Here is a 19197-nt window from a genome sequence, read left to right as displayed (position 1 = left end):
TTGGCGAGCGGCCCGACCGGGCCGCGCCCGCATGCGTCCCGCGCCCGGCGAGTGGTCTGGGCCGGGCCGTGCGACGGCCCAACCGGCGTGCGCCCGCATGGCGACTGCTTTGGCCGGGCTGCGCCCGCGCTCTGCACGTGGGCTGGGCCCGATGGGCCGCCTGCTGGGCTTGGCCTGCGGTTGGCCTTGCCTGGAGGCGGCCCGATCCGGGCCGCCTCGCAGGCGGGCTTGCGGAGCCCGGCCCGATCCGGCCGCGCTCGCAGGTGGCCTTGCGGAGCCCAGCCTGATCCGGGCTGCGCTTGCAGGCGGGCTTGCGGGGGCGGCGCGGCCCTCGCGCCGCGGCCCGCAGGTGGTCCGCGCACCGGCCCGCATCGCTTCTCGCCTCGCGCGTGGCCGCGCAGCGAGCCCGGGTGCGTCCGTCGGCGGCCTGCGATGCGCCCTGTAGGGCGCTTCGCGGCCCGACCGGCCCGCGCCCGCAGGGCGGGCCCCTCACCGTGGGCCATCGCGAGCCGGAGGGGGCCAGGGCGGGGCTGGGTCCGCATAGCGGTGGCGCATGGCGGGCACTCGGGTGCGGACGTCGGCGTGGCGCAGCCGTGGAAAGGAGCCGCGTACCGTGAGGACACCGCATGATCCTGGGGCGGATCCGGAGGATGAGGGGATTCCCGATCTACAGGACGGGACGCCCGAGCAGCAGTGGGCCGAGGATCCTGAGCAGTTGCCCGTGGCCGGGGACGAGCCGACGATCGCCGCGTACCGGGACACCACGAGCGCGGAGACGCGTGAGCGGGAGTCGCTCGACGAGCGGTTGACGGACGAGGAGCCGGAGGCGGGGGAGCCGGTCGGCAGCGTGCCGGAACCGGCCGGGCTGCTGTACGACGAGCCGGATTCCGACCTCCCGCGTGAGCAGGACGTCTACTCCCAGGAGGGCTCGACCAGCGGGCTGTCCGCCGAGGAGGAGGCGGTCCGGATCAAGAGCGATGAGCTCCGGGATGTGGACGATCTCTACGAGGAGGTCGACGACGAGGAGGTCATCGTGGATCCGGGACCGCCCTCCTGACGGGTCTGCCGGACGGTGTGTTCACGCGCGGGTCACGCCGGGTTCCGGTCGACGTACTCGAAGATCGAGCCGTCGGGGTGGCGGGCCACCAGGGTGCGGCCCACGGGGGCGGGCAGCGGACCGGCGACGATCTGCCCACCGACCGCCGTGAGATCGGCGATCGCCTCGTCCACGTCCTTCACCGCGATCGTCGCCGTGATCTTGCGGAGGATCGACATCTCCGACTCCGGTCCGCTCATCAGGAAGAAGCAGCCGACCGCCGCGACCGCGACGGGGCCGCGCTGGAAGCGCACCGCCTCGGCTCCCGTCAGCTTTTCGTAGACGGCGATGGCCGAGTCCAGGTCGTCGACGCACACGCGGAGTGAAGTCCCCAGAATATCCATGCGGGCGAGCCTAGTTGAACTGCTCAGACGCGGCAGAGGATCTCACCGTGCAGGACGCCGAACCAACCGTCCGGAGCCTCGCCCCACGTCCGCCACGCCGCCGCGATCGACCGCAGCTCCTCCTCCGTGGCATGGCCGCCGTCCACCGCGAGCCGGGCGTAGGAGGAGGCGACCGTGCGGTCCGCCCACAGACCGCTCCACCACGCCCGCTCCTCCTCGGTGGCGTAAGCCCACGCCGTGGCGGTCGAGGTGATGTCGGTGAACCCCGCCTGCAGGGCCCAGGAGCGCAGCCTGCGTCCGGCGTCCGGCTCACCGCCGTTGGCCCGTGCGACCCGGCGGTAGAGGTCCAGCCAGCCGTCCAGTCCGGGGACGGACGGGTACCAGGTCATGGCGGCGTAGTCGGAGTCGCGCACCGCCACGATGCCGCCCGGCGCGCACACCCGGCGCATCTCGCGCAGCGCCCCCACCGGGTCGCCGACGTGCTGGAGCACCTGATGCGCGTGGACCACGCAGAAGGAGTCGTCGGGGTGGTCCAGCGCGTGGACGTCGGCGACCGCGAAGGAGACATTGGCCAGCCCGCGCTCCTCGGCCACCGCGCGCGCCCGCTCCAGGATGGCGCCCTCCGCGTCGACGCCCGTGACCTGCCCCTGGGGGACCAGCTCCGCCAGGTCCGCGGTGATGGTGCCGGGGCCGCAGCCGATGTCCAGGATCCGCATATGGGGCCGCAGATGGCCGGTGAGATACGCGGCGGAGTTGGCGGCGGTGCGCCAGGTGTGCGAGCGCAGCACCGACTCATGGTGGCCGTGGGTGTAGACGGCGGTGTCCTTCGGCATGGCGGAACTCCCCCTTCGGGACCGGTGAACGGGTGGCTCCACGGTAGAAGGCATCTCGCATCACGAGAAGAACTGTCTCGACATGCGAGCGACCGGTCTCGGCGGTCCCGTCAGCTACGCGGCTCCGTCACATCGCCCCGGCTGATCACGCCCAGCGCGCGCCCCGCCTCGACCACCGGGAGCCGCCCCACCGCATGCCGCCGCATCAGCGCGGCGGCCTCGGCCACCTCCTCGTCCGGCCCGATCGTCACCGGATCCGGGGTGCATACGGCATGGCAGGTGACGGCGAGGGGGTCGACGCCCTCGGCGACCGCGCGGAGCGTGATGTCGCGGTCGGTGAGGACGCCGAGCACCTCTCCCTCGCTGGCGACCAGCACATCGCCGATGTCCTGGGCGCGCATCAGCTGAGCGGCCTCCACCAGCGAGGCGTCGGGGCGTACCCAGATCGCGGGCCGCGTCATGGCCTCCCGCACGGGGCGCGTCGGGTCGTGAGGTGGGTCGTGGGGCATTTGTCCACCTCCCCTTCGTGGGTGATGTGCTGCCCGCAGTACCCAGCCGGGGCGGGAGGTATGCGTGCCGGATACGCGCCGTCCGCGATCCCTGAGCGAACCCTACGTGCTCGGGTGCAGCCCCAGCGCCGAGACCACCTCCTGCACGGTGTGGAACGTCCGGTCCGCGGGCAGTTCCTCGGCCAGAGCGATCAGCCCGTCCGGCGCGTGCCGGTCCTCCAGGATGTCCAGCAGCCCCTCACGATCCGCCGGGAACGACGTACGTCCCAGCCGGCGGGCGAACTCGAACCGCACCGCCTCGGCCTCGCCGGTCGTCCCCCGCGCCGGGACCGGCCCCAGGGCGACGTCCGGGTCGTCGTCGGCGGACGGCTCCGGGTCGTGCCACTCCTCGGCACGGGTCGGGTGCCCGGAGCGGATCAGCCCCTGGAGCTCGTGCTTCATCTCGTCGTCCTTGTGGACGCTCAGCCGGTCGCTGCCTCGCTGCATGTCGGTCCCCTTCCTCAGCGGGTCCGTGTGTCTCCCGGGCCGGTCATCGCCCGGGACGTGTCAATCGGTTCCCGGGACGGTCGAATCCGCTCCGGGATGTTCAACCCGTGCCGCCCCCGTACGGCCAGCGCAGCAGTGCGCCGAGGCCGCCCACCGGGATGTCGTCGCCGTTCGGCTCCGCCTCGGCCGGTGCCACCGTCAGCGCTTCGGCGCCGGTGGCCACGGCCGAGCGGATCAGCGCGTCGTCGGCGCGGGCCGGGGACGGCTGGGTGTCGCCCAGGTACTGGACATCGGTACGGCGCAGGGCCAGCTGGTCGGGTTCGGTGCCCACCCATACCTCGCGGTACAGATCGGGCCCGTCGGGGCGTATCAGCAACGAGCCTATGCGGTGCTCACGTGCCGCGTCGACCAGCGCCGGAACCCCCTCGGCCGCCTCCACGCGCCCACCGGAGGGCATCCGGCCGGCCTGGAACCGCTCCAGCGCCTCCTCGCCGCGTTCCTGGGCGTAGCGGGCGCGTGCGTCGTCCACCTCCTGGTCCAGCAGCCGGGCGGCGTGGCTGCCGTGCGGGGCGGAACCGGGGGCGCGGCCCCCGCGTGAGGTCTCCACCGCCGCCGAGCGCAGCTCCTTGGGCAGCCGCTCGTGGACCGCGCGCCGCTCGCGCGGGTCCCCGGCCAGCACCAACAGATCCGCGCCGGTCTCCTGCCGGCAGGCGCCCAGCTCATCGGCGATCAGGGCCGCGTTCTGCTCCCAGGTGTTCTCCGTCTTGAGCTGGAAGTGGCGCTCCGACCAGTCGGCGGTGGCGGTCCGGTGCACCGGCCACTGCCGGCCCTCCACCGAGCCGACCCGGTCGCCGCCGCGCGCGTCGCGCAGCTCGATGTCAGCGCCGGTGCGGTCGATGTACGCCACCAGGCAGGACGGGTCCTCGCCGGTCAGCTCCAGCAGCCGTCCCACATGGGGAAGCGCCGACCAGCATGGGGGCTCGCTCATCGGCGGCGGGGTCAGCAGCGGGGTGTCGAGGACCACCTCACCGGCCGTGGCGAAGACGGCCCACCCGGCCGGTCCCGCACCGGGCGGCAGCGCGGCCAGCCTGTCGCACACCGCACGGCAGGTGGCCTGGTCGGCGCCCTGCCCTTGCAGCCGGCGGCTCGCCTCGCGGGCGGCGCGTTCCTGTTCCTCGGCCGCGGATTCGTCGGGGTGCGAGGTGTCGAAGTAGACGCTGGCCCAGGGGCCGGGGCGGTCGTAGAGCGGTTGGAGATGTGCGAGTTGCATGTACTCCCTCCAGATTTCGCGTCCCCCACGCGTACCCATGACGACGGCATCGACACGAGGTCGTCGGGGCGATCGGGGACCATGTTCGAAGCCGGGGTTTGAGGCTCGCGGGGGAGGGGGACCCGTCGGTCGGCCGAGCGGCCCGTAGGGAGTGAGGAGCGGCGCCGGACGCGGGACATCAGGGGCCGGGTCCGGCGCCGTGCTCTGTCGAGATGCCCTGCGGAAGTGCCCGCGTACCCGTGGTCCGCGCGCGTTGACGAGGACTCTCGCGTTGACGAGGACTGTTAACGGGGTGGGGTACGGGTACCCGGCGGCGCATGACTGATAAATCGGACTATCCGAAGGCGGGCATACCCTCGGCCGGGGACCTGGCGGAGCCGGTCGCACGAGCCGTCCGCGAAGAGGTCCGCCGGGAGCTGCGTGAGCAGTCCGGGCGGCGCGCGGTCCGCCTCTACGGGGGCGCGGCGGCGGCCGGGCTCTACGCGGGGGGTGCGCTGACGGCGTGCCTGGTGCTGCTGTTCGCGCTGGCGCTTCCGGGGTGGGCGGCGGCGTTGGTCGTCTTCGCGCTGTTGCTGGTGGTGGCGGGGTGGCTGAAGAACGCGGCGGGGCAGGGGGCGGGGCGACGTCCCGGCGCGCCTTCTGCGCCTTCGGCGCCTTCCGCACCCTCGGCGCCTTCCGCCCCTTCGGGGCCCGTGGCTCCTCCTCAACCCCCTCATCCTCCTCACGCGGGGTGATCGCCCATGGCGGAGAATCCGCTGCTGACCAGGTACGCCGAGGCGCTGGACCTCTTCACCGAACGGGTGCACGCGATCCGGCCCGATCAGTGGGACGACCCGACGCCCTGCACCGAGTGGACCGTACGCGACCTGGTGAACCATCTCGCCGTCGAGCAGATGTGGGTGCCGCCGCTGGTCCGGGAGGGGGCGAGCGTCGGCGACCAGAGCGATGCGATGGAGGGCGATCTGCTCGGCGACGACCCCGTCGCCACGTGGGACGTGGTGGCGACCGCGGCTCGGGATGCCTTTCGCGAGCCGGGGGCGCTCGACCGGATGGTCGACCTCTCGTACGGGGAGAGCCCCGCGACGCACTACTGCGCGCAGATGACGGCTGACGCCGCGGTGCACGCGTGGGATCTGGCCCGGGCCATTGGGGCGGATGAGCGCATTCCCAAGCCGCTGGTGGACTTTTCGGTGCGGGAGGTCGCGCCGTACGCGGCGGATTTGGAGGAGAGCGGGCTGTTCGCGGCGCCGGTTGAGCCGCCGGCGGGGGCGGATGCGCAGGCTCGGCTGCTGGCCCTGCTGGGTCGCGAGCCGTAGGGGGTCAGTCCCCACCCCGCCCCTTCCCGAAAGAGGGGGCTCCGCCCCCTCACCCCCGCCGGGTGCCGGGGCTTCGCCCCGGGCCTCGCTCCTCAATCGCCGGAGGGGCTGGATGGGGGCTCTGGCCCGGATCTCGCTCCTCAATCGCCGGAGGGGCTGGATATCGAACGCCGGAGGGGCTGCATTGGGAGCTCCCCGCCCCGAGGCGGGACGCGCCGACGCGCCCGGGCCCGGGCGTGCCGAATGCGTGGCTGGCGGGCTCCCACCCCGGGCGGACCCGGCGCGCGAGCGCTACCCGCACCCACGCGTGCCAACGGGTGCGGGGTGTGGGCGGAGGCGAACTCCGGCCACACCCCGCACCCGCATATCGGCCCACCGCGCCCCGCGGAATTCAGCAGCGGACCCGCGGCCGGTCCCAGTGGCGGTGGGCGGCTATGGCCTCGGTGAAGGCTTGGGTGAATTCCTCGCTCGCCGTGCCCGTCGTGGCGTCCGTGACGACGCCGCGGTCGGTGCAGACGTGGCCGTGGCCGGAGGCGATGTGGAGGCCCTCCGGGTCGAGGGAGGAGAGGATGCCGACGCCGGAGCCCAGGGCGCCGATGGGCTTGCCGTGGCGGTAGGCGTCGCGGACGAAGCGCATGGCCTCGCTGTCGGAGGCCAGGCCGGGGGTGCCGGTGGGGCCGCCGGGGAGGAGGACCGCGTCGTAGAGGACGGAGGCGACCGTGGGGAGGGCGCGGTCCACCGCGTAGCCGTTGCCGTCGGCGCCGAGGACCTTGCCGTCGTGCGGGGCGAGGGCCTCGACGATGGCGCCCTGGGCGGTGAGCGCCTCCTGGGCCTGGGTGAGCTGGCCGGTGTCCACGCCGTCCATGACCAGTACCGCGATCTGACGGGTGCGGATGGAGCCGTCGCCCTGGAGGTTGTCGAGGCTCAGCGCGGGCGAGGCCTGCGGCTTGTGGTTGTTGGCGCCCGGTTCCGGCAGCGCCACGCCGATGCCCTGGGCCACCTGCGAGGCCAGGTCGTAGTCGACCCGGGCCAGCTGCTCGACCGTGCGCTCCCGCACATGTACCGCGCCGACCTTGCCCAGCTCGAAGCGGAAGGCGTCCACGATATGGCGCCTCTCCCAGTCGCTCATGCTGTTCCAGAACAGCGCGGCCTGGCTGTAGAAGTCCTTGAAGGACTCGCTCCGCTTGCGGATCTTGTGGCCCTCCACCCGCTCCGCGTAGTGGGAGAAGGCATAGCCGTCCGCTCCCGCCAGGGCCGGGCAGCCGCCGCCGAGCGAGTTGGGGGAGTAGTTCGTCCCCTTGTGGATCATGCTCTGGTGGTAGCCGTCCCGCTGGTTGGTCCGGGCCGGGGTGACGGGCTGGTTGACCGGCAGTTGCGAGAAGTTGGGCCCGCCCAGCCGGATCAGCTGGGTGTCCAGATACGAGAAGTTACGTGCCTGGAGCAGCGGGTCATTGGTGAAGTCGATGCCGGGGACCACGTTCGCGGTGTGGAAGGCCACCTGCTCGGTCTCCGCGAAGAAGTTGTCCGGGTTGCGGTTCAGGACCATGTGGCCGATCGGCCGCACCGGCACCTGCTCCTCCGGAATGATCTTCGTGGCGTCGAGCAGATCGACATCGAAGTTGAACTCGTCCTCCTCCGGGATCAGCTGCACCCCCAGCTCGTACTCGGGGTACTGACCCGCCTCGATCGCCTCCCACAGATCGCGCCGGTTGAAGTCCGGGTCGCGGCCCTGGCACTCCTGCGCCTCGTCCCACACCAGCGAGTGGACGCCCAGCTTCGGCTTCCAGTGGAACTTCACAAAGGTGCCGCGGCCCTGGGCGTCCACGAAGCGGAAGGTGTGCACCCCGAAGCCCTGCATCATCCGGTAGCTGCGCGGAATCGCCCGGTCCGACATCAGCCACATCATCATGTGCATGGTCTCGGGCTGGAGCGAGACGAAGTCCCACAGGGTGTCATGGGCGGAGGCGCCGGTCGGGATGTCGTTCTGCGGCTCCGGCTTGAGCGCGTGCACGAAGTCGGGGAACTTGATCCCGTCCTGGATGAAGAAGACCGGCATGTTGTTGCCGACCAGGTCGTAGTTGCCCTCCGAGGTGTAGAACTTCGTCGCGAAGCCGCGCACGTCCCGCACCGTGTCCGCCGAGCCCCGGGGCCCCTGCACGGTGGAGAAGCGTACGAAGACCGGGGTGCGCACGGACGGATCCTGGAGGAAGGCGGCGCGGGTGAACTCCGCGCAGGACTCGTACGGCTCGAAGTAGCCGTACGCGCCCGCGCCCCGCGCGTGCACCACCCGTTCCGGGATGCGCTCATGGTCGAAATGGGTCAGCTTCTCGCGGAAGTGGAAGTCCTCCATCAGGGTCGGGCCGCGTTCGCCCACGGTGAGGGAGTCATCGGTGTGGTCGACGGCCACGCCCTGGTCGGTGGTCAGCGGCCCTTCGGCGGGGTCGGGCGCGCGGTACATGTCGCGCTGCCGCTCCTTGCGGTCCTCCGTCATCGTGCCGATCCCTTCGTCGTCTTCGCGAACTCCTCCAGGAACGCCTCGCGGAACGCCTTGAGATCATCCGGCTTACGGCTGGTGATCAGGGCGTTGGGCCCGCCGGTGCAGACCTTGACCTGCTCGTCCACCCAGGTTCCGCCGGCGTTGGTGATGTCGGTGCGCAGACTCGGCCAGGAGGTCAGGGTGCGGCCGCGTACGACATCGGCCTCCACCAGCGTCCAGGGGGCGTGGCAGATCGCGGCCACCGGCTTGCCCGCGTCGAAGAAGCCCCTGGCGAAGGCGACGGCCTTGTCGTTCAGGCGCAGGAAGTCGGGGTTGGCCACCCCGCCGGGCAGCACCAGGGCGTCGTACTCCTCGACCGTCGCGTCCTTCACGACCTGGTCGACCTCGAAGGTGTCCGCCTTGTCGAGATGGTTGAACGCCTGGATGCGGCCGGGCTTGGTGGACACCAGACGGGGGGTGCCCCCGGCGTCCCGGACCGCCTGCCAGGGGTCGGTCAGCTCGACCTGTTCCACACCTTCCGGGGCCACGAGAAAAGCGACCTTCATTGCTGCTCACGTCCTTCCGGTCTCTTCGGGTCCGGGTTCGGCATCCGTCCGGTGCGGCGGGTAGCCAGCGCGGACGGGGTCGAAACGGGAACATCAGGTGACGTCAGGCGTTGTCCGACGTCTTCTTCCGGTGTGGCAGGAACTCCTGCACCTTCGCCTTCAGGCCCTGGCGGACCATGCCCGCGCGGTCCGGGTCGCCCTTGATGATCGACTCGGCCGTGGCCTCCATCTGCTCCCAGGTGGCGTGCGGCGGGATCGGGGGGACGTCCGGGTCGGTGAGGAACTCCACGACCGCCGGGCCGTCCGCGCTCAGCGCCTCGCGCCACGCCCGCTCGACCTGCTCGGGCTTCTCCACCCGGATGCCGGTCATGCCGAGCGATTCGGCGAACCGCGCGTAGGAGACATCCGGGATCGTCTGCGAGGGCAGGAACTGGGGCGCCCCGCCCATGGCCCGCATCTCCCAGGTGACCTGGTTGAGGTCCTGGTTGTTCCAGATGGCGATCACCAGCCGGGGGTCCTCCCACAACCGGCGGTACTTGGCCACCGTGATCAGCTCCGCCAGGCCGTTCATCTGCATCGCGCCGTCCCCGACCAGCGCCACCGCCGGCCGGTCCGGACGGGCGAACTTGGCGCCGATGGCGTACGGCACCCCGCAGCCCATCGTGGCCAGCGTGCCCGAAAGCGAGCCGCGCATCTCGCCGCGCATCCGCAGATGGCGGGCGTACCAGTTGGCGACGGACCCGGAGTCGCAGGTGACGATGGTGTCGGAGGGCAGCAGCGGGTCCAGGCAGTGGGCCACGTACTCGGGGTTGATCGGGTCGGCGGACACCTCCGCGCGGGAGGCCATCACCTCGCGCCAGCGCCGTACGCCCGCGACGATCTCCTCCTGCCAGTCCCGCGCCTCCTTGCGCTCCAGCAGCGGCAGCAGCCGCAGCAGGGTCTCGCGCGCGTCACCGACCAGGTTGACCTCGTACGGATAGCGCATCCCGATCATGTGCGGATCGAGATCGATCTGGACCCCGCGCGCCTTGCCGAACTCCGGCAGGAACTGGCTGTACGGAAAGCTGGAGCCGATGGTCAGCAGGGTGTCGCAGTCCCGCATCAGCTCGTACGAGGGCCGGGTGCCCAGCAGTCCGGTGGCTCCGGTGACATAGGGCAGTTCATCGCTGAGCACATCCAGGCCGAGCAGCGCCTTGGCCACCCCGGCGCCGAGGGTCTCGGCCGCCCGCTGGACCTCCTTGCGGGCCCCGGCGGCGCCCTGGCCGACCAGGATCGCCACCCGCTCGCCCGCGTTGAGCACCTCCGAGGCCCGCTCCACCGCGCTGTTGGAGGGCACCGCGGACCAGCCGCTGCGGTCCAGGCTGGAGGGCACCATCTTGAACTCGTGGGTGGGCGCGGAGTAGTCGAGGTCCTGCACATCCGCCGGGATGATCACGGCGGTGGGGGCGCGGCGGGCGTAGGCGGTGCGGATGGCCCGGTCCAGGACGTTGGGCAGCTGCTCGGGGACGGTGACCGTCTCCAGGAAGTCGGAGGCCACGTCCTTGAAGAGGCTGTGCAGATCCACCTCCTGCTGGTACGAGCCGCCCATCGCGCTGCGGTGGGTCTGGCCGACCAGCGCCACCACCGGGACGTGGTCCAGCTTGGCGTCGTACAACCCGTTCAGCAGGTGGATCGCGCCGGGTCCCGAGGTCGCCGCGCAGACGCCGAGGCGGCCGCTGAACTTGGCGTAGCCGACGGCCTGGAACGCGGCCATCTCCTCGTGCCGGGCCTGGATGAACCGGGGCTCGTTCTCGGCCCGCCCCCATGCGGCGAGCAGGCCGTTGATTCCGTCCCCCGGGTAGCCGAACACATGCTCGACACCCCACTCCGACAGTCGGGCGAGGATGTAGTCGGCCACTTTCCTGGTCATGTGGGTCATCGCTCCTCTCGGTGATCGCCTTTCCCGGTGATCACTCTCAACCGGCCACCTGCGGCAGCACCTTGGTGCGGTAGAAGTCGAAGAAGCCGCGCTGGTCGGGGCCGATCTGATTGACGTAGACGGTGTCGAACCCGGCCTCCGCGTAGGCGTTCAGCGCGGCCACATGCGCCTCCGCGTCATCCCCGCAGACCACTTCATCGGCGATGCGCTCGGGGGTGACGAGCTGGGCGGCCTGCTCGAACTGGCCCGGGGTGGTCAGCGTCGACAGCACCTCGCCGGGCAGCCCCTCGGTCGGCCACAGCCGGTGGGCCGTGCGCAGGGCCTCGTCGGGATCCGGGCCGTAAGCCACCTTCAGGCCGCCGCGGGCCGGTTTGCTGTTGCCCCCGGCGCCGCTGCCGCGCCGGAACCGCGCCACCAGCTCCGCGTCCGGGGTCATGGTGATGAAGCCGTCGCCGACCCGTCCGGCCAGCGCGGCGGCGGCCGATCCGAAGGCCGCGATGTCGATGGGCACCGGCTCCTCGGGCACGGTGTACAGCCGGGCGTTCTCCACCGTGTAGTGCTTGCCGTGATGGGTGACGCGGCGCCCCTCGAACAGCTGGCGCATCACCATCACGGCCTCCTCCAGCATCTCCAGCCGGATCGGCGCGGGCGGCCAGCGGTCGCCCAGCACATGCTCGTTCAGCGCCTCGCCGCTGCCCACGCCCAGCCGGAAGCGGCCCTCCAGCAGCACCGCGCTGGTGGCGGCGGCCTGGGCCACGATGGCGGGGTGGATGCGGATGGTGGGGCAGGTCACCGCGGTCTGCACGGGCAGGCTGGTGGCCTGTGCGAGGGCCCCGATCACCGACCAGACGAACGAACTCTGGCCCTGGGCGTCGTTCCAGGGGTGGTAGTGGTCCGAGATCCACAAATGGCTGAACCCGGCCTGCTCCGCCATCCGTGCCTGCTCGACAAGGTCCGCGGGCCCGTGTTCTTCGGCGGCCAGGAAGTAGCCGTACTCGGTCATGGGGCCTCCTCGAGCGCGGATTCCTGCGGATGCGACGGGTAACCGGGGCCCGGGGAAGAAAACCTCGTTTGGTCCGGCCCGGGACGGGCACGCGCCTTAAGCGCTTCGGACCGGAGGCACGCCACGGGAGCGGCCCGGCCGCCAGAGGCGTGACCACCGGGTCACCCTTTTGTCCGATTTTGCCTCCGTGGTGAGACCGACGACAGCTCAAGGGAGGTACGGCGTATGACGTCCGTACGAGCACATCCCCGAGCACACCCCAGGCATCCGCACGACGACGCCCCGGACACCTCCGCCGAGTTCCGCCGGATCGCCACCCTGCCGGACGGGCCGTCGAAGGAGGCCCTGCGGCAGGACGTCGTCCGCGTCTGGATGCCCATGCCCGAGCGGCTCGCCGGAAAGTTCCGCAACCGCGGCGAGGCCGCCGAGGATCTGCGGCAGGCCGCCATGGTCGGCCTGGGCAAGGCCGTCAGGCGCTATGACCCGGACCGCGGCTCGGCCTTCGAGAGCTACCCCGTCCCGACCGTGGTCGGGGAGGTCAAGCGGCACTTCCGCGACCACATGTGGAGCCTGCGCGTCCCACGCCGGGCCCAGGAGCTGCGCAGCCAGGTCCGCGAGGCCGTCCAGGAGCTGACCCGCGCACCGGACGCGCCCACCCCGGACGTGGTCGGCGTCGCTGCCCACACCGGTCCGAGCGAGGCCGATGTGCGCACCGGCATGGAGGCCCTGGGCGGCTTCGCCACGCTGTCGCTGGACGCGGAACCGCGCGGCGCGGACGACGGCTTCCGGCTCCGCATCTCCCAGATGCAGGTCTCCCGTCCGCTCAGCGCCACCTGCGCCCGGCTGGGCAGGCAGGCAGGTTCCGGTGCGGCCTGAGCGCGGGCAGGTTCCGGTGCGGCCTGAGCGCGGGCAGGCTCCGATGCTGCCGCCCGAGCGGGGGCCGCGCGTGCCTCACGCCTCGGGGGCCGGGGCGCGCTCGGCCGTGCGCGCCATGGCCAGGGCGACATGGCGGGAGATCCGGTCCGCCACGCCCGCCTCCGCCATCTCGAAGGCACCGCGCCCGCCCGTGCGGAAGAGCGTGAGCGCCCCCAGGACCGGGCCCGCGCCGGCGCGCAGGGGTATGCACAGCAGCGAGGTGACCTCCTCCCGCACCAGCACCGGAGCGCCCGTGGCGTCCCGGCCGAAGGCCTCGGCCTCGACCGGGCTCACCCGCAGCGCGGAGGCCCCCTCGTACAGCGCGTCCACCACCAGGGGGCAGTCGGCCGGATCCTGCTCGGCCAGGGACGCCGTACGGTCGCCCACCGCCTCCCGCGGGCCGAGCGCCATCACCCGGCGCGGGTTGCCGGGACCGGCCTCCGGGGCCAGATCGGCGATCACCCAGTCCGCGAACCGGCCGTGCAGCACCTCCGAGGCCGCCGCCAGCACCGCCTCCGGACCACCCCCGGCGGGCGCCGCCCTCAGCAGTGCCGCCGTCATGTCGTCCACCAGGTCCAGCAGCTCGGCATGGCGGGACACTTCGCCCAGATCCGGCCGGGACTCCTGCGGCCGCACCCCGGCCGCACCCTCGCCCGCCGACGGGCCGGCCACCCCGGGCTGGAACGTCGCCAGCACCGCCGGATGCGGCTCGCCCGGCGGCCGCAGCGCGGCCAGGGTCACCCGCACCTCACCGTGGACGGGCGGCTGCGACAGCCACACCGTCAGACTGCGGTCGCCCTCGCCGCGCGCGACGGCGGCGACCTGCGAGCGCAGCGCCGCCTGCCCGTCGCGCCGCAGCGCGGCGGTGAGCGGGCGACCGGTGGCGTATCCGGCCCGGGTGTGGAACAGCTGGGTGGCGGTGAAGTTCATGCGCCGCACCACGGCGTCGCGGTCCAGCAGCACCGTGGCGATCGGCAGCCGCTGGAACAGCGCCCGCAGCAGCTGCTGCTCCTGCGGGTCGCCCCGGCCCCCGCCGGAGCCCCGGGACGAGCCGGCCGTCAGCTCCTCGTACCGTGGCCACAGCACGTCCACCACATGCTGGAGTTCGAAGAGAGCGGCGTCCAGCAGGGACGGCCGCTCCTGCGGGGGCAGCGCTCGCGCGGTCCGCAACTCCTCAACCCGTTTGCGGAAGTCTGAGAGCTCCGCACCAAACTGCTCTGCGCCTGGCATGGGCACACCGTAGCCTGACCGGCCGCGGAGTACCGCATGGGCGTTGTTTTCGACTCAATGATCTGGAGACCCGAAAAATCAGGCCCCGGAAGGAAACGGGGCCGGACAGCACCTCGCACCGGAGCGAAAGGAGTGAACCCGGCGATGCCCGACCGTACGCACATCCGCGCAGCCCGCCAGACCGACGCGCCGTCCCTCGGACGCGGCTTGGTCGAACTGGCGGAGCAGGCCGCCGCGGGAACGCCGCAGAGCTGCGGGGCCACCGCCACCGCCGTGCTCGCCGAGGAGCCCTCCGCTGCCGCGGACGCCGACCGGACCACGGTGGCCACCCACCCCGATCTCCCCCCGCTGGTGTCGGTGCAGATGAGCGCGTGGGAGGGCCCGATCATCTCGGCGCTCGACAGCGGCCGCCCGGAGGGCGCCGACGATCTGCTCCACGACGACCGCTGGCCGCGCTACCGGGCCCGGGCGCTGGACGCGGGCATCCGGTCCTCCGCCGCCCTGCCCTTCGTCTACGACGGGCTCACCGTGACCGTCTCGCTCTACGGGCTGCGCCCGGGGCCGCTGCGGAAGGCCGCCCAGGGCACCACCGGGCTGCTCGGCGACCTGGCCACCGAGAGCATGGCCCGTGACCGGCTCTACCGCGCCGCCCTGGTCCAGGTCGACCAGCTGGACACGGCGCTGCGCAGCCGGCCGGTGGTGGACCAGGCGTGCGGCATCGTCATGTACGTCCTGGGCTGCGACCCGGACCAGGCGTTCGACCTGCTGCGCAGGTTCTCCCAGCAGACCAACCGCAAGCTGGCGGAGCTCGCCGGGACCGTGGTGCGCACCCGCGGCCGTGGTCTGGAGCGGAACCTCATCGAGTTCGGCCGGTCAGCTGCTCCCGGACCCGGGCGGCCAGCGTCCGGCCAGGACCGGGACCTTCCGAGCTGACCGGGGGCACCCCTTGCACCGCGGCCGCCGCCTCGCCGACCCGCAGGCCCAGCGCCATCCGCTCCTCGGGGGTGAGCCGCTCCCGCAGCTCGGGGAAGACCAGGTCCTCCTCGCCGCGGATATGCATGGACACCACGTCCATCAGCTCCCGGACCAGTGGGTCGAACCGCGGGTCCCGGGGGTCCACGGCGTCCAGGTCGGACAGGATCCGCTCGGCCTCGGTCAGCTCCTCGATCTCCTCGTCGGCGATCCGGTCGCCGTTCGGCAGCGCCTTGCGGACCGTGGGGTACAGATGGACCTCCTCGGTCACGGAGTGCCGCACCACCGCCACCGTCATCCGGTCGACCAGCTGCCGCCGCAGCTCCGGGTCGGTGGTGGTGCGGTACCCCTCGAAGAGGTCGCGCACCGCGTGGTGGTCCGCGGTGAGCAGGGTCACCACATCGTGTTGTTCCGGCGTCGCTGTCATGGCGCCCGGGTCCCCCGGGCCCCTTCCGCGAAACGGGGCCGGAGATCTGCGAAGGTGGACATACGTGGGCGGTGACCCGCCGGACACGGGCGGAGGTGTGGACGGAATGCAGCGGCAGTGGACCGCCCCGGCACCGGCGGACCGGGACGACGGCGGACTGCCGGTCCTCCCGGAGCTGCTCGACAGCTTCGTCGCGGCGGCCGGCCACACCGCGCCGGAGCCGGTCGGCGGCTCGGCCCGGCTGCGCTCGGCGGCCTGTGGCTACTGGTCGCGGCGCGGGCTGTGGACCGACCCGGAGCATGTCGTGGTCGCCCCCGGCGCCGAGCCGCTGCTGCTGGCGCTGCTCGCCTCGGCCCCCGGCGGCGATGTGCTGCTGCCCCGCCCCTGCGCCGCCTGGTACGCGCCGCTGGTGCGGCTGGTGGACCGGCGCGCCCACCACGCGCCCGTCCCGGCCGAATGCGGTGGGCTGCCCGATCCGTTCGCGCTGCTGGAGATCGTCCGCAGGATCCGGGCCGAGGGCGGGGTGCCCCGGGTCCTGCTGTTGTCGGCGGCCGACGACCCGACCGGCACCGTGGCCCCGCCCGAGCTGCTGCACGAGGTGTGCGAGGCGGCCGTGGCCGAGGGGCTGCTGATCGTCAGCGACGAGACCTGGCGGGACACCGTCCACCATCCGCAGGGCACGGTGCTGCTCAGCCCCGCCGAGATGTCCCCCGAGAACGTGATCGTGCTCTCCGATCTGGCGGGTGCCTTCACCCCGGGGGGCTGGCCCGCCGCGATCGCCCGGTTCCCGGCCACCGAACGCGGGGCGGAGCTGCGCGGCCGGGTGCTGTCCCTGCTCACCGCCGTACGCTCCGGGCTGCCCGCGCCCATCGCGGCGGCCGCCGCGTACGCCCTGGACGAGCCCGAGCCGGTACGGGACCGGATGGCGGCCGCCGCCCGGGCGCACGGGGCCGTGGCCGCGGCCGCCTACCGCGCGCTGACCGCCCTCGGGGCGCTGGCCCGCCCGCCGCAGGCCGGCCGGCACCTCTACGCCGATCTGGACGAGCTGCGCGGGGTGCTCGCCGCCCGTGGCATCACCGACTCGGTGGAGCTGGAGCGTGCGCTGGTGCGGCGGATCGGCCGGAGCGTGGCCGGGGGCCACCGCTTCGGCGACCCCCCGCACACCCTGCGGCTGCGGCTGGCGACCCTGCCGCTGCTCGGCGCGGCGGAGGAGGCGCGGCTACGGGCGCTCCAGACGCGGGATCCGCTGGAACTGCCCCATGTGGCCACGGCGTTGGGCGCCTTCGAGGCGGCCTTCCGCGACCTGATCGAAAGCAGTCCGGTGACCTGAGCCGCCCCGGACCCCGGCCATGGACCTCCATGGCGCGCCGGCACCGAGGGGCCGGCCCGGGAACGGCCCAGATACGGAAGGGAGCCAGGCCATGACCGACCACGCCGAGCAGGCGGAACCGGCGGAGCCGACGGAACCGGCCGGGCGGCGCCGCGCCCGGCCCGGCGCCGCCGCCCGGCCCCGGCTGGCCCCGGCCGCCCCTGAGCCGGGCGCCCCCGAGCAAGCCGCACTCGAACCGACCGGCCTCGAACCGACCGGCCTCGAACCGACCGGCCTCGAACCGACCGCCCCCGAACCGACCGGCCCCGAGCCGGGCGGCGCCCAGCCGGGCGTCGCCGAACCGGCCGCCCCCGAGCCCGGCGCCCCGCGTCCGCCGGGTGAGATCCGCAGGTGGCCGCCGTCGTTCGCCGACCGGCTCACCTCCCCGCTGCCGGGGGTGCGGGCGCTGGCCCGGCTGGCCCGGGAGGGACGGCTCAGACCGCCCGTGGAGTCGCTCCGCGAGATCCCCGAGCTGCCCTTCGAACCGGGGCCACTGCCGCTCACCGGCCCCGGCCGGACCGCGCTCACCTGGGCCGGGCACGCCAGTTGGGTGGTGCGGATCGGCGGGCTCACCGTGCTCACCGACCCGGTATGGGCCCGCAAGATCCTGGGCACTCCGGCCCGGGTCACTCCGGTCGGGGTCCGCTGGGAGGACCTGCCGCCCGTGGACGCGGTCGTCATCAGCCACAACCACTACGACCACCTGGACGCGCCCACGGTCAAACGGCTGCCGAAGGCGACGCCGGTCTTCGTGCCCGCCGGGCTCGCCCGCTGGTTCCGGGTGCGCGGATTCACCCGGGTGACCGAGCTGGACTGGTGGGAGGCGGCCGAACTGCCCGGCGAGGACGGCCCGGTCCGCTTCGACTTCGTCCCGTCCCACCACTGGAGCAAGCGCACCCTCACCGACACCTGCCGCTCGCTGTGGGGCGGATGGGTCATCACCGCGCCCGACGGACAGCGGGTGTACTTCGCCGGGGACACCGGCTACGGCCACTGGTTCCGGCAGATCGGCCGCCGCTACCCGGGCATCGATATCGCGCTGCTGCCCATCGGCGCGTACGAGCCGCGCTGGATGCTGGCCGGGGTGCACACCGATCCGGAGGGGGCCGTACAGGCGCATCTGGACCTGGGGGCGCGGGTGCTGGCGCCCATGCACTGGTCCACCTTCCTGCTCGCGGCCGAGCCGCCCCTGGAGCCGCTGCACCGGATCCGCGCGGCCTGGGAGGCCACCGGGCGGCCGCGCGAGGAGCTGTGGGATCTGCCGGTCGGGGCCTCCCGCGTGCTCGAATAGGCCGGGCCATAAGGCGTCCAAGTGGCCTAATCCGGAGTATAAGTGACGAGTGGAACATAAGTGGCGAGTGGTGCGGAGCGCACCTAACTTCCTTTTCATGCGCACACCTAAACTTCGCCACCTCGCCGGCCTCACGGCCGTCCTCGTCATCGAACTCGCCCAGCTCCCCGGAGCCCACGCCGCCCCCGTCGACCAGGCCGCGACCCGCCATGTGGTCCAGCCCGGCGAGTCCATCCAGGCCGCCGTGGACGCCGCCGTGCCCGGCGACACCATCGAGATCCGGCCCGGCACCTACCGGGAGAACATCCAGATCACCACCGACCGGCTGACCCTGGTGGGCGCGGGCGAGTCCACCGTGCTCTCCCCGGCCGAGAAGCCGTCGGCCAACGCCTGCGGCGAGGCCGGCCACGGCATCTGCGTCACCGGGACGGCCGAAGACCCCGTCTCGGATGTCCGGATCGCCTCACTGAAGGTCACCGGCTTCCCCAAGAACGGCATCTGGGGCTCCGGCACCGACCGGATGACCGTACGGAACACCACCACCGAGGCCAACGGCCAGCAGGGCATGGGCCAGGAGATGTCCACCCGCGGCACCTTCGTCGACAACGTCTCCCGCGACAACAAGCAGTCCGGCGTCTTCCTGGCCAACACCATCGACGCCGAGGGCGGCGCCACCGACGCCCTGGGCACCCTGGTGGCCGGGAACCGGCTCAGCGGCAACCGGACCGGAGTCGTGGTCCGCCGGCTGCGCGACCTCTCGGTCGAGGGGAACACCATCACCGCCAACTGCGCCGGGGTGTTCATCGTCGGCGACGAGTCGACCCCGCGCGCCGGGGACCTGAACGTCCGCCACAACTCCGTCTACGAGAACAACGCCTACTGCGCGGCCACCGACCGGCTCCCCTTCATCCAGGGCGCCGGCATCGTGCTCACCGGCGCCGAGGGCACCCGGGTGACGGGCAACCAGGTGAACGACAACGTGGGCACCTCGCCCATGTCCGGCGGGATCGTGCTCTACACCAGCGTCGTCGGCGCCCCCAACACCAAGAACGCCATCAGCCGGAACGTGATGAGCGGCAACCAGCCCGCCGACCTCGCCGACCGGGACAACGGCCCCGACAACACCTTCACCGACAACGTCTGTGAGCTGTCCGCGCCCACGGGCCGGTGCTGAGA

The 19197-nt window shown here is 72.8% G+C and carries 19 protein-coding genes; 8 read left to right on the top strand and 11 right to left on the bottom strand.

What is annotated here, in order from left to right:
* Positions 1–613: 613 nt before the first annotated feature.
* Complete coding sequence (locus KHP12_RS15170) at positions 614–1057, top strand: hypothetical protein (protein WP_086886010.1); 444 nt, start codon at positions 614–616, stop codon at positions 1055–1057.
* 32 nt (positions 1058–1089) lie between these two features.
* On the opposite strand, the gene KHP12_RS15165 is transcribed toward KHP12_RS15170, so the two are convergent.
* The 5 genes from KHP12_RS15165 to KHP12_RS15145 form a co-directional block, all read right to left on the bottom strand.
* Positions 1090–1440 (bottom strand): VOC family protein, encoded by a 351-nt coding sequence (locus KHP12_RS15165; protein ID WP_037962492.1) that lies wholly within the window; start codon positions 1438–1440, stop codon positions 1090–1092.
* A gap of 23 nt (positions 1441–1463) precedes the next feature.
* Complete coding sequence (locus tag KHP12_RS15160) at positions 1464–2273, bottom strand: class I SAM-dependent methyltransferase (RefSeq protein ID WP_086886011.1); 810 nt, start codon at positions 2271–2273, stop codon at positions 1464–1466.
* A 110-nt stretch (positions 2274–2383) separates the two neighbouring features.
* Positions 2384–2782, bottom strand: coding sequence for a CBS domain-containing protein (locus KHP12_RS15155; RefSeq protein ID WP_086886012.1), 399 nt, complete (start codon positions 2780–2782; stop codon positions 2384–2386).
* Positions 2783–2884: 102 nt separating this feature from the next.
* Entirely contained in the window at positions 2885–3268 is a 384-nt protein-coding gene (locus tag KHP12_RS15150) for a DUF2795 domain-containing protein (protein WP_037962494.1), read from the bottom strand.
* Between the two features lie 100 nt (positions 3269–3368).
* On the bottom strand, positions 3369–4538 hold the full coding sequence (locus KHP12_RS15145) for a baeRF2 domain-containing protein (protein ID WP_211833057.1): 1170 nt from the start codon (positions 4536–4538) through the stop codon (positions 3369–3371).
* Positions 4539–4855: 317 nt separating this feature from the next.
* Between KHP12_RS15145 and KHP12_RS15140 the strand changes: the two genes are divergently transcribed.
* Positions 4856–5272, top strand: a complete 417-nt coding sequence (locus KHP12_RS15140; protein WP_211833056.1) for a phage holin family protein — start codon at positions 4856–4858, stop codon at positions 5270–5272.
* A 6-nt stretch (positions 5273–5278) separates the two neighbouring features.
* Positions 5279–5854 (top strand): TIGR03086 family metal-binding protein, encoded by a 576-nt coding sequence (locus KHP12_RS15135; RefSeq protein WP_211833055.1) that lies wholly within the window; start codon positions 5279–5281, stop codon positions 5852–5854.
* 391 nt (positions 5855–6245) lie between these two features.
* On the opposite strand, the gene KHP12_RS15130 is transcribed toward KHP12_RS15135, so the two are convergent.
* From KHP12_RS15130 to KHP12_RS15115, 4 genes are all read right to left on the bottom strand, one after another.
* Positions 6246–8345 (bottom strand): catalase, encoded by a 2100-nt coding sequence (locus KHP12_RS15130; protein WP_037962497.1) that lies wholly within the window; start codon positions 8343–8345, stop codon positions 6246–6248.
* The gene (locus KHP12_RS15125) at positions 8342–8896 is read right to left on the bottom strand and encodes a type 1 glutamine amidotransferase domain-containing protein (RefSeq protein WP_086881060.1); all 555 of its coding nucleotides are present in this window, start codon (positions 8894–8896) and stop codon (positions 8342–8344) included. Before KHP12_RS15125 ends, KHP12_RS15130 begins: the two co-directional genes overlap by 4 nt.
* A 103-nt stretch (positions 8897–8999) precedes the next feature.
* A complete protein-coding gene (locus KHP12_RS15120; RefSeq protein ID WP_211833054.1) occupies positions 9000–10805 on the bottom strand; it encodes a thiamine pyrophosphate-requiring protein in 1806 nt (601 codons plus the stop codon).
* 46 nt (positions 10806–10851) lie between these two features.
* Positions 10852–11817 (bottom strand): TIGR03557 family F420-dependent LLM class oxidoreductase, encoded by a 966-nt coding sequence (locus KHP12_RS15115; RefSeq protein WP_086881061.1) that lies wholly within the window; start codon positions 11815–11817, stop codon positions 10852–10854.
* A 225-nt stretch (positions 11818–12042) separates the two neighbouring features.
* Between KHP12_RS15115 and KHP12_RS15110 the strand changes: the two genes are divergently transcribed.
* Positions 12043–12693, top strand: coding sequence for a sigma factor (locus KHP12_RS15110; RefSeq protein ID WP_211833053.1), 651 nt, complete (start codon positions 12043–12045; stop codon positions 12691–12693).
* 75 nt (positions 12694–12768) lie between these two features.
* Here the strand turns inward: KHP12_RS15110 and KHP12_RS15105 are convergent, their stop codons facing one another.
* Positions 12769–13962: a PAS domain-containing protein gene (locus KHP12_RS15105; RefSeq protein WP_086881063.1), complete on the bottom strand. Its 1194-nt coding sequence runs from the start codon at positions 13960–13962 to the stop codon at positions 12769–12771.
* 144 nt (positions 13963–14106) lie between these two features.
* On the opposite strand from KHP12_RS15105, the gene KHP12_RS15100 reads away from it, so the two are divergent.
* Complete coding sequence (locus tag KHP12_RS15100; RefSeq protein WP_211833052.1) at positions 14107–14895, top strand: GAF and ANTAR domain-containing protein; 789 nt, start codon at positions 14107–14109, stop codon at positions 14893–14895.
* On the opposite strand, the gene KHP12_RS15095 is transcribed toward KHP12_RS15100, so the two are convergent.
* Positions 14819–15361, bottom strand: coding sequence for a hemerythrin domain-containing protein (locus KHP12_RS15095; RefSeq protein WP_211833051.1), 543 nt, complete (start codon positions 15359–15361; stop codon positions 14819–14821). The genes KHP12_RS15100 and KHP12_RS15095 overlap by 77 nt on opposite strands.
* Positions 15362–15467: 106 nt before the next feature.
* Here KHP12_RS15095 and KHP12_RS15090 point away from each other — a divergent pair, with 106 nt between their 5' ends.
* The 3 genes from KHP12_RS15090 to KHP12_RS15080 all read left to right on the top strand — a co-directional run bounded on the left by KHP12_RS15090 (position 15468) and on the right by KHP12_RS15080 (position 19195).
* On the top strand, positions 15468–16691 hold the full coding sequence (locus tag KHP12_RS15090) for an aminotransferase class I/II-fold pyridoxal phosphate-dependent enzyme (RefSeq protein ID WP_086881066.1): 1224 nt from the start codon (positions 15468–15470) through the stop codon (positions 16689–16691).
* A gap of 91 nt (positions 16692–16782) precedes the next feature.
* The gene (locus KHP12_RS15085; RefSeq protein WP_244202686.1) at positions 16783–18021 is read left to right on the top strand and encodes an MBL fold metallo-hydrolase; all 1239 of its coding nucleotides are present in this window, start codon (positions 16783–16785) and stop codon (positions 18019–18021) included.
* 97 nt (positions 18022–18118) lie between these two features.
* Entirely contained in the window at positions 18119–19195 is a 1077-nt protein-coding gene (locus tag KHP12_RS15080; RefSeq protein ID WP_086881067.1) for a right-handed parallel beta-helix repeat-containing protein, read from the top strand.
* Positions 19196–19197: the final 2 nt, after the last annotated feature.

It is taken from the genome of Streptomyces asiaticus (assembly GCF_018138715.1).
Classification (GTDB): Bacteria; Actinomycetota; Actinomycetes; order Streptomycetales; family Streptomycetaceae; genus Streptomyces; species Streptomyces asiaticus.
Note: the sequence above shows the minus strand (reverse complement) of the source record. Positions and strands in the feature narration are given on the sequence as shown.

Coding starts and splice junctions, on each gene's coding strand:
- KHP12_RS15165 (WP_037962492.1), bottom strand. CDS start 1,440: ATGGATATTCTGGGGACTTCACTCCGCGTGTGCGTCGACGACCTGGAC.
- KHP12_RS15160 (WP_086886011.1), bottom strand. CDS start 2,273: ATGCCGAAGGACACCGCCGTCTACACCCACGGCCACCATGAGTCGGTG.
- KHP12_RS15155 (WP_086886012.1), bottom strand. CDS start 2,782: ATGCCCCACGACCCACCTCACGACCCGACGCGCCCCGTGCGGGAGGCC.
- KHP12_RS15150 (WP_037962494.1), bottom strand. CDS start 3,268: ATGCAGCGAGGCAGCGACCGGCTGAGCGTCCACAAGGACGACGAGATG.
- KHP12_RS15145 (WP_211833057.1), bottom strand. CDS start 4,538: ATGCAACTCGCACATCTCCAACCGCTCTACGACCGCCCCGGCCCCTGG.
- KHP12_RS15140 (WP_211833056.1), top strand. CDS start 4,856: ATGACTGATAAATCGGACTATCCGAAGGCGGGCATACCCTCGGCCGGG.
- KHP12_RS15135 (WP_211833055.1), top strand. CDS start 5,279: ATGGCGGAGAATCCGCTGCTGACCAGGTACGCCGAGGCGCTGGACCTC.
- KHP12_RS15130 (WP_037962497.1), bottom strand. CDS start 8,345: ATGACGGAGGACCGCAAGGAGCGGCAGCGCGACATGTACCGCGCGCCC.
- KHP12_RS15125 (WP_086881060.1), bottom strand. CDS start 8,896: ATGAAGGTCGCTTTTCTCGTGGCCCCGGAAGGTGTGGAACAGGTCGAG.
- KHP12_RS15120 (WP_211833054.1), bottom strand. CDS start 10,805: ATGACCAGGAAAGTGGCCGACTACATCCTCGCCCGACTGTCGGAGTGG.
- KHP12_RS15115 (WP_086881061.1), bottom strand. CDS start 11,817: ATGACCGAGTACGGCTACTTCCTGGCCGCCGAAGAACACGGGCCCGCG.
- KHP12_RS15110 (WP_211833053.1), top strand. CDS start 12,043: ATGACGTCCGTACGAGCACATCCCCGAGCACACCCCAGGCATCCGCAC.
- KHP12_RS15105 (WP_086881063.1), bottom strand. CDS start 13,962: ATGCCAGGCGCAGAGCAGTTTGGTGCGGAGCTCTCAGACTTCCGCAAA.
- KHP12_RS15100 (WP_211833052.1), top strand. CDS start 14,107: ATGCCCGACCGTACGCACATCCGCGCAGCCCGCCAGACCGACGCGCCG.
- KHP12_RS15095 (WP_211833051.1), bottom strand. CDS start 15,361: ATGACAGCGACGCCGGAACAACACGATGTGGTGACCCTGCTCACCGCG.
- KHP12_RS15090 (WP_086881066.1), top strand. CDS start 15,468: ATGCAGCGGCAGTGGACCGCCCCGGCACCGGCGGACCGGGACGACGGC.
- KHP12_RS15085 (WP_244202686.1), top strand. CDS start 16,783: ATGACCGACCACGCCGAGCAGGCGGAACCGGCGGAGCCGACGGAACCG.
- KHP12_RS15080 (WP_086881067.1), top strand. CDS start 18,119: ATGCGCACACCTAAACTTCGCCACCTCGCCGGCCTCACGGCCGTCCTC.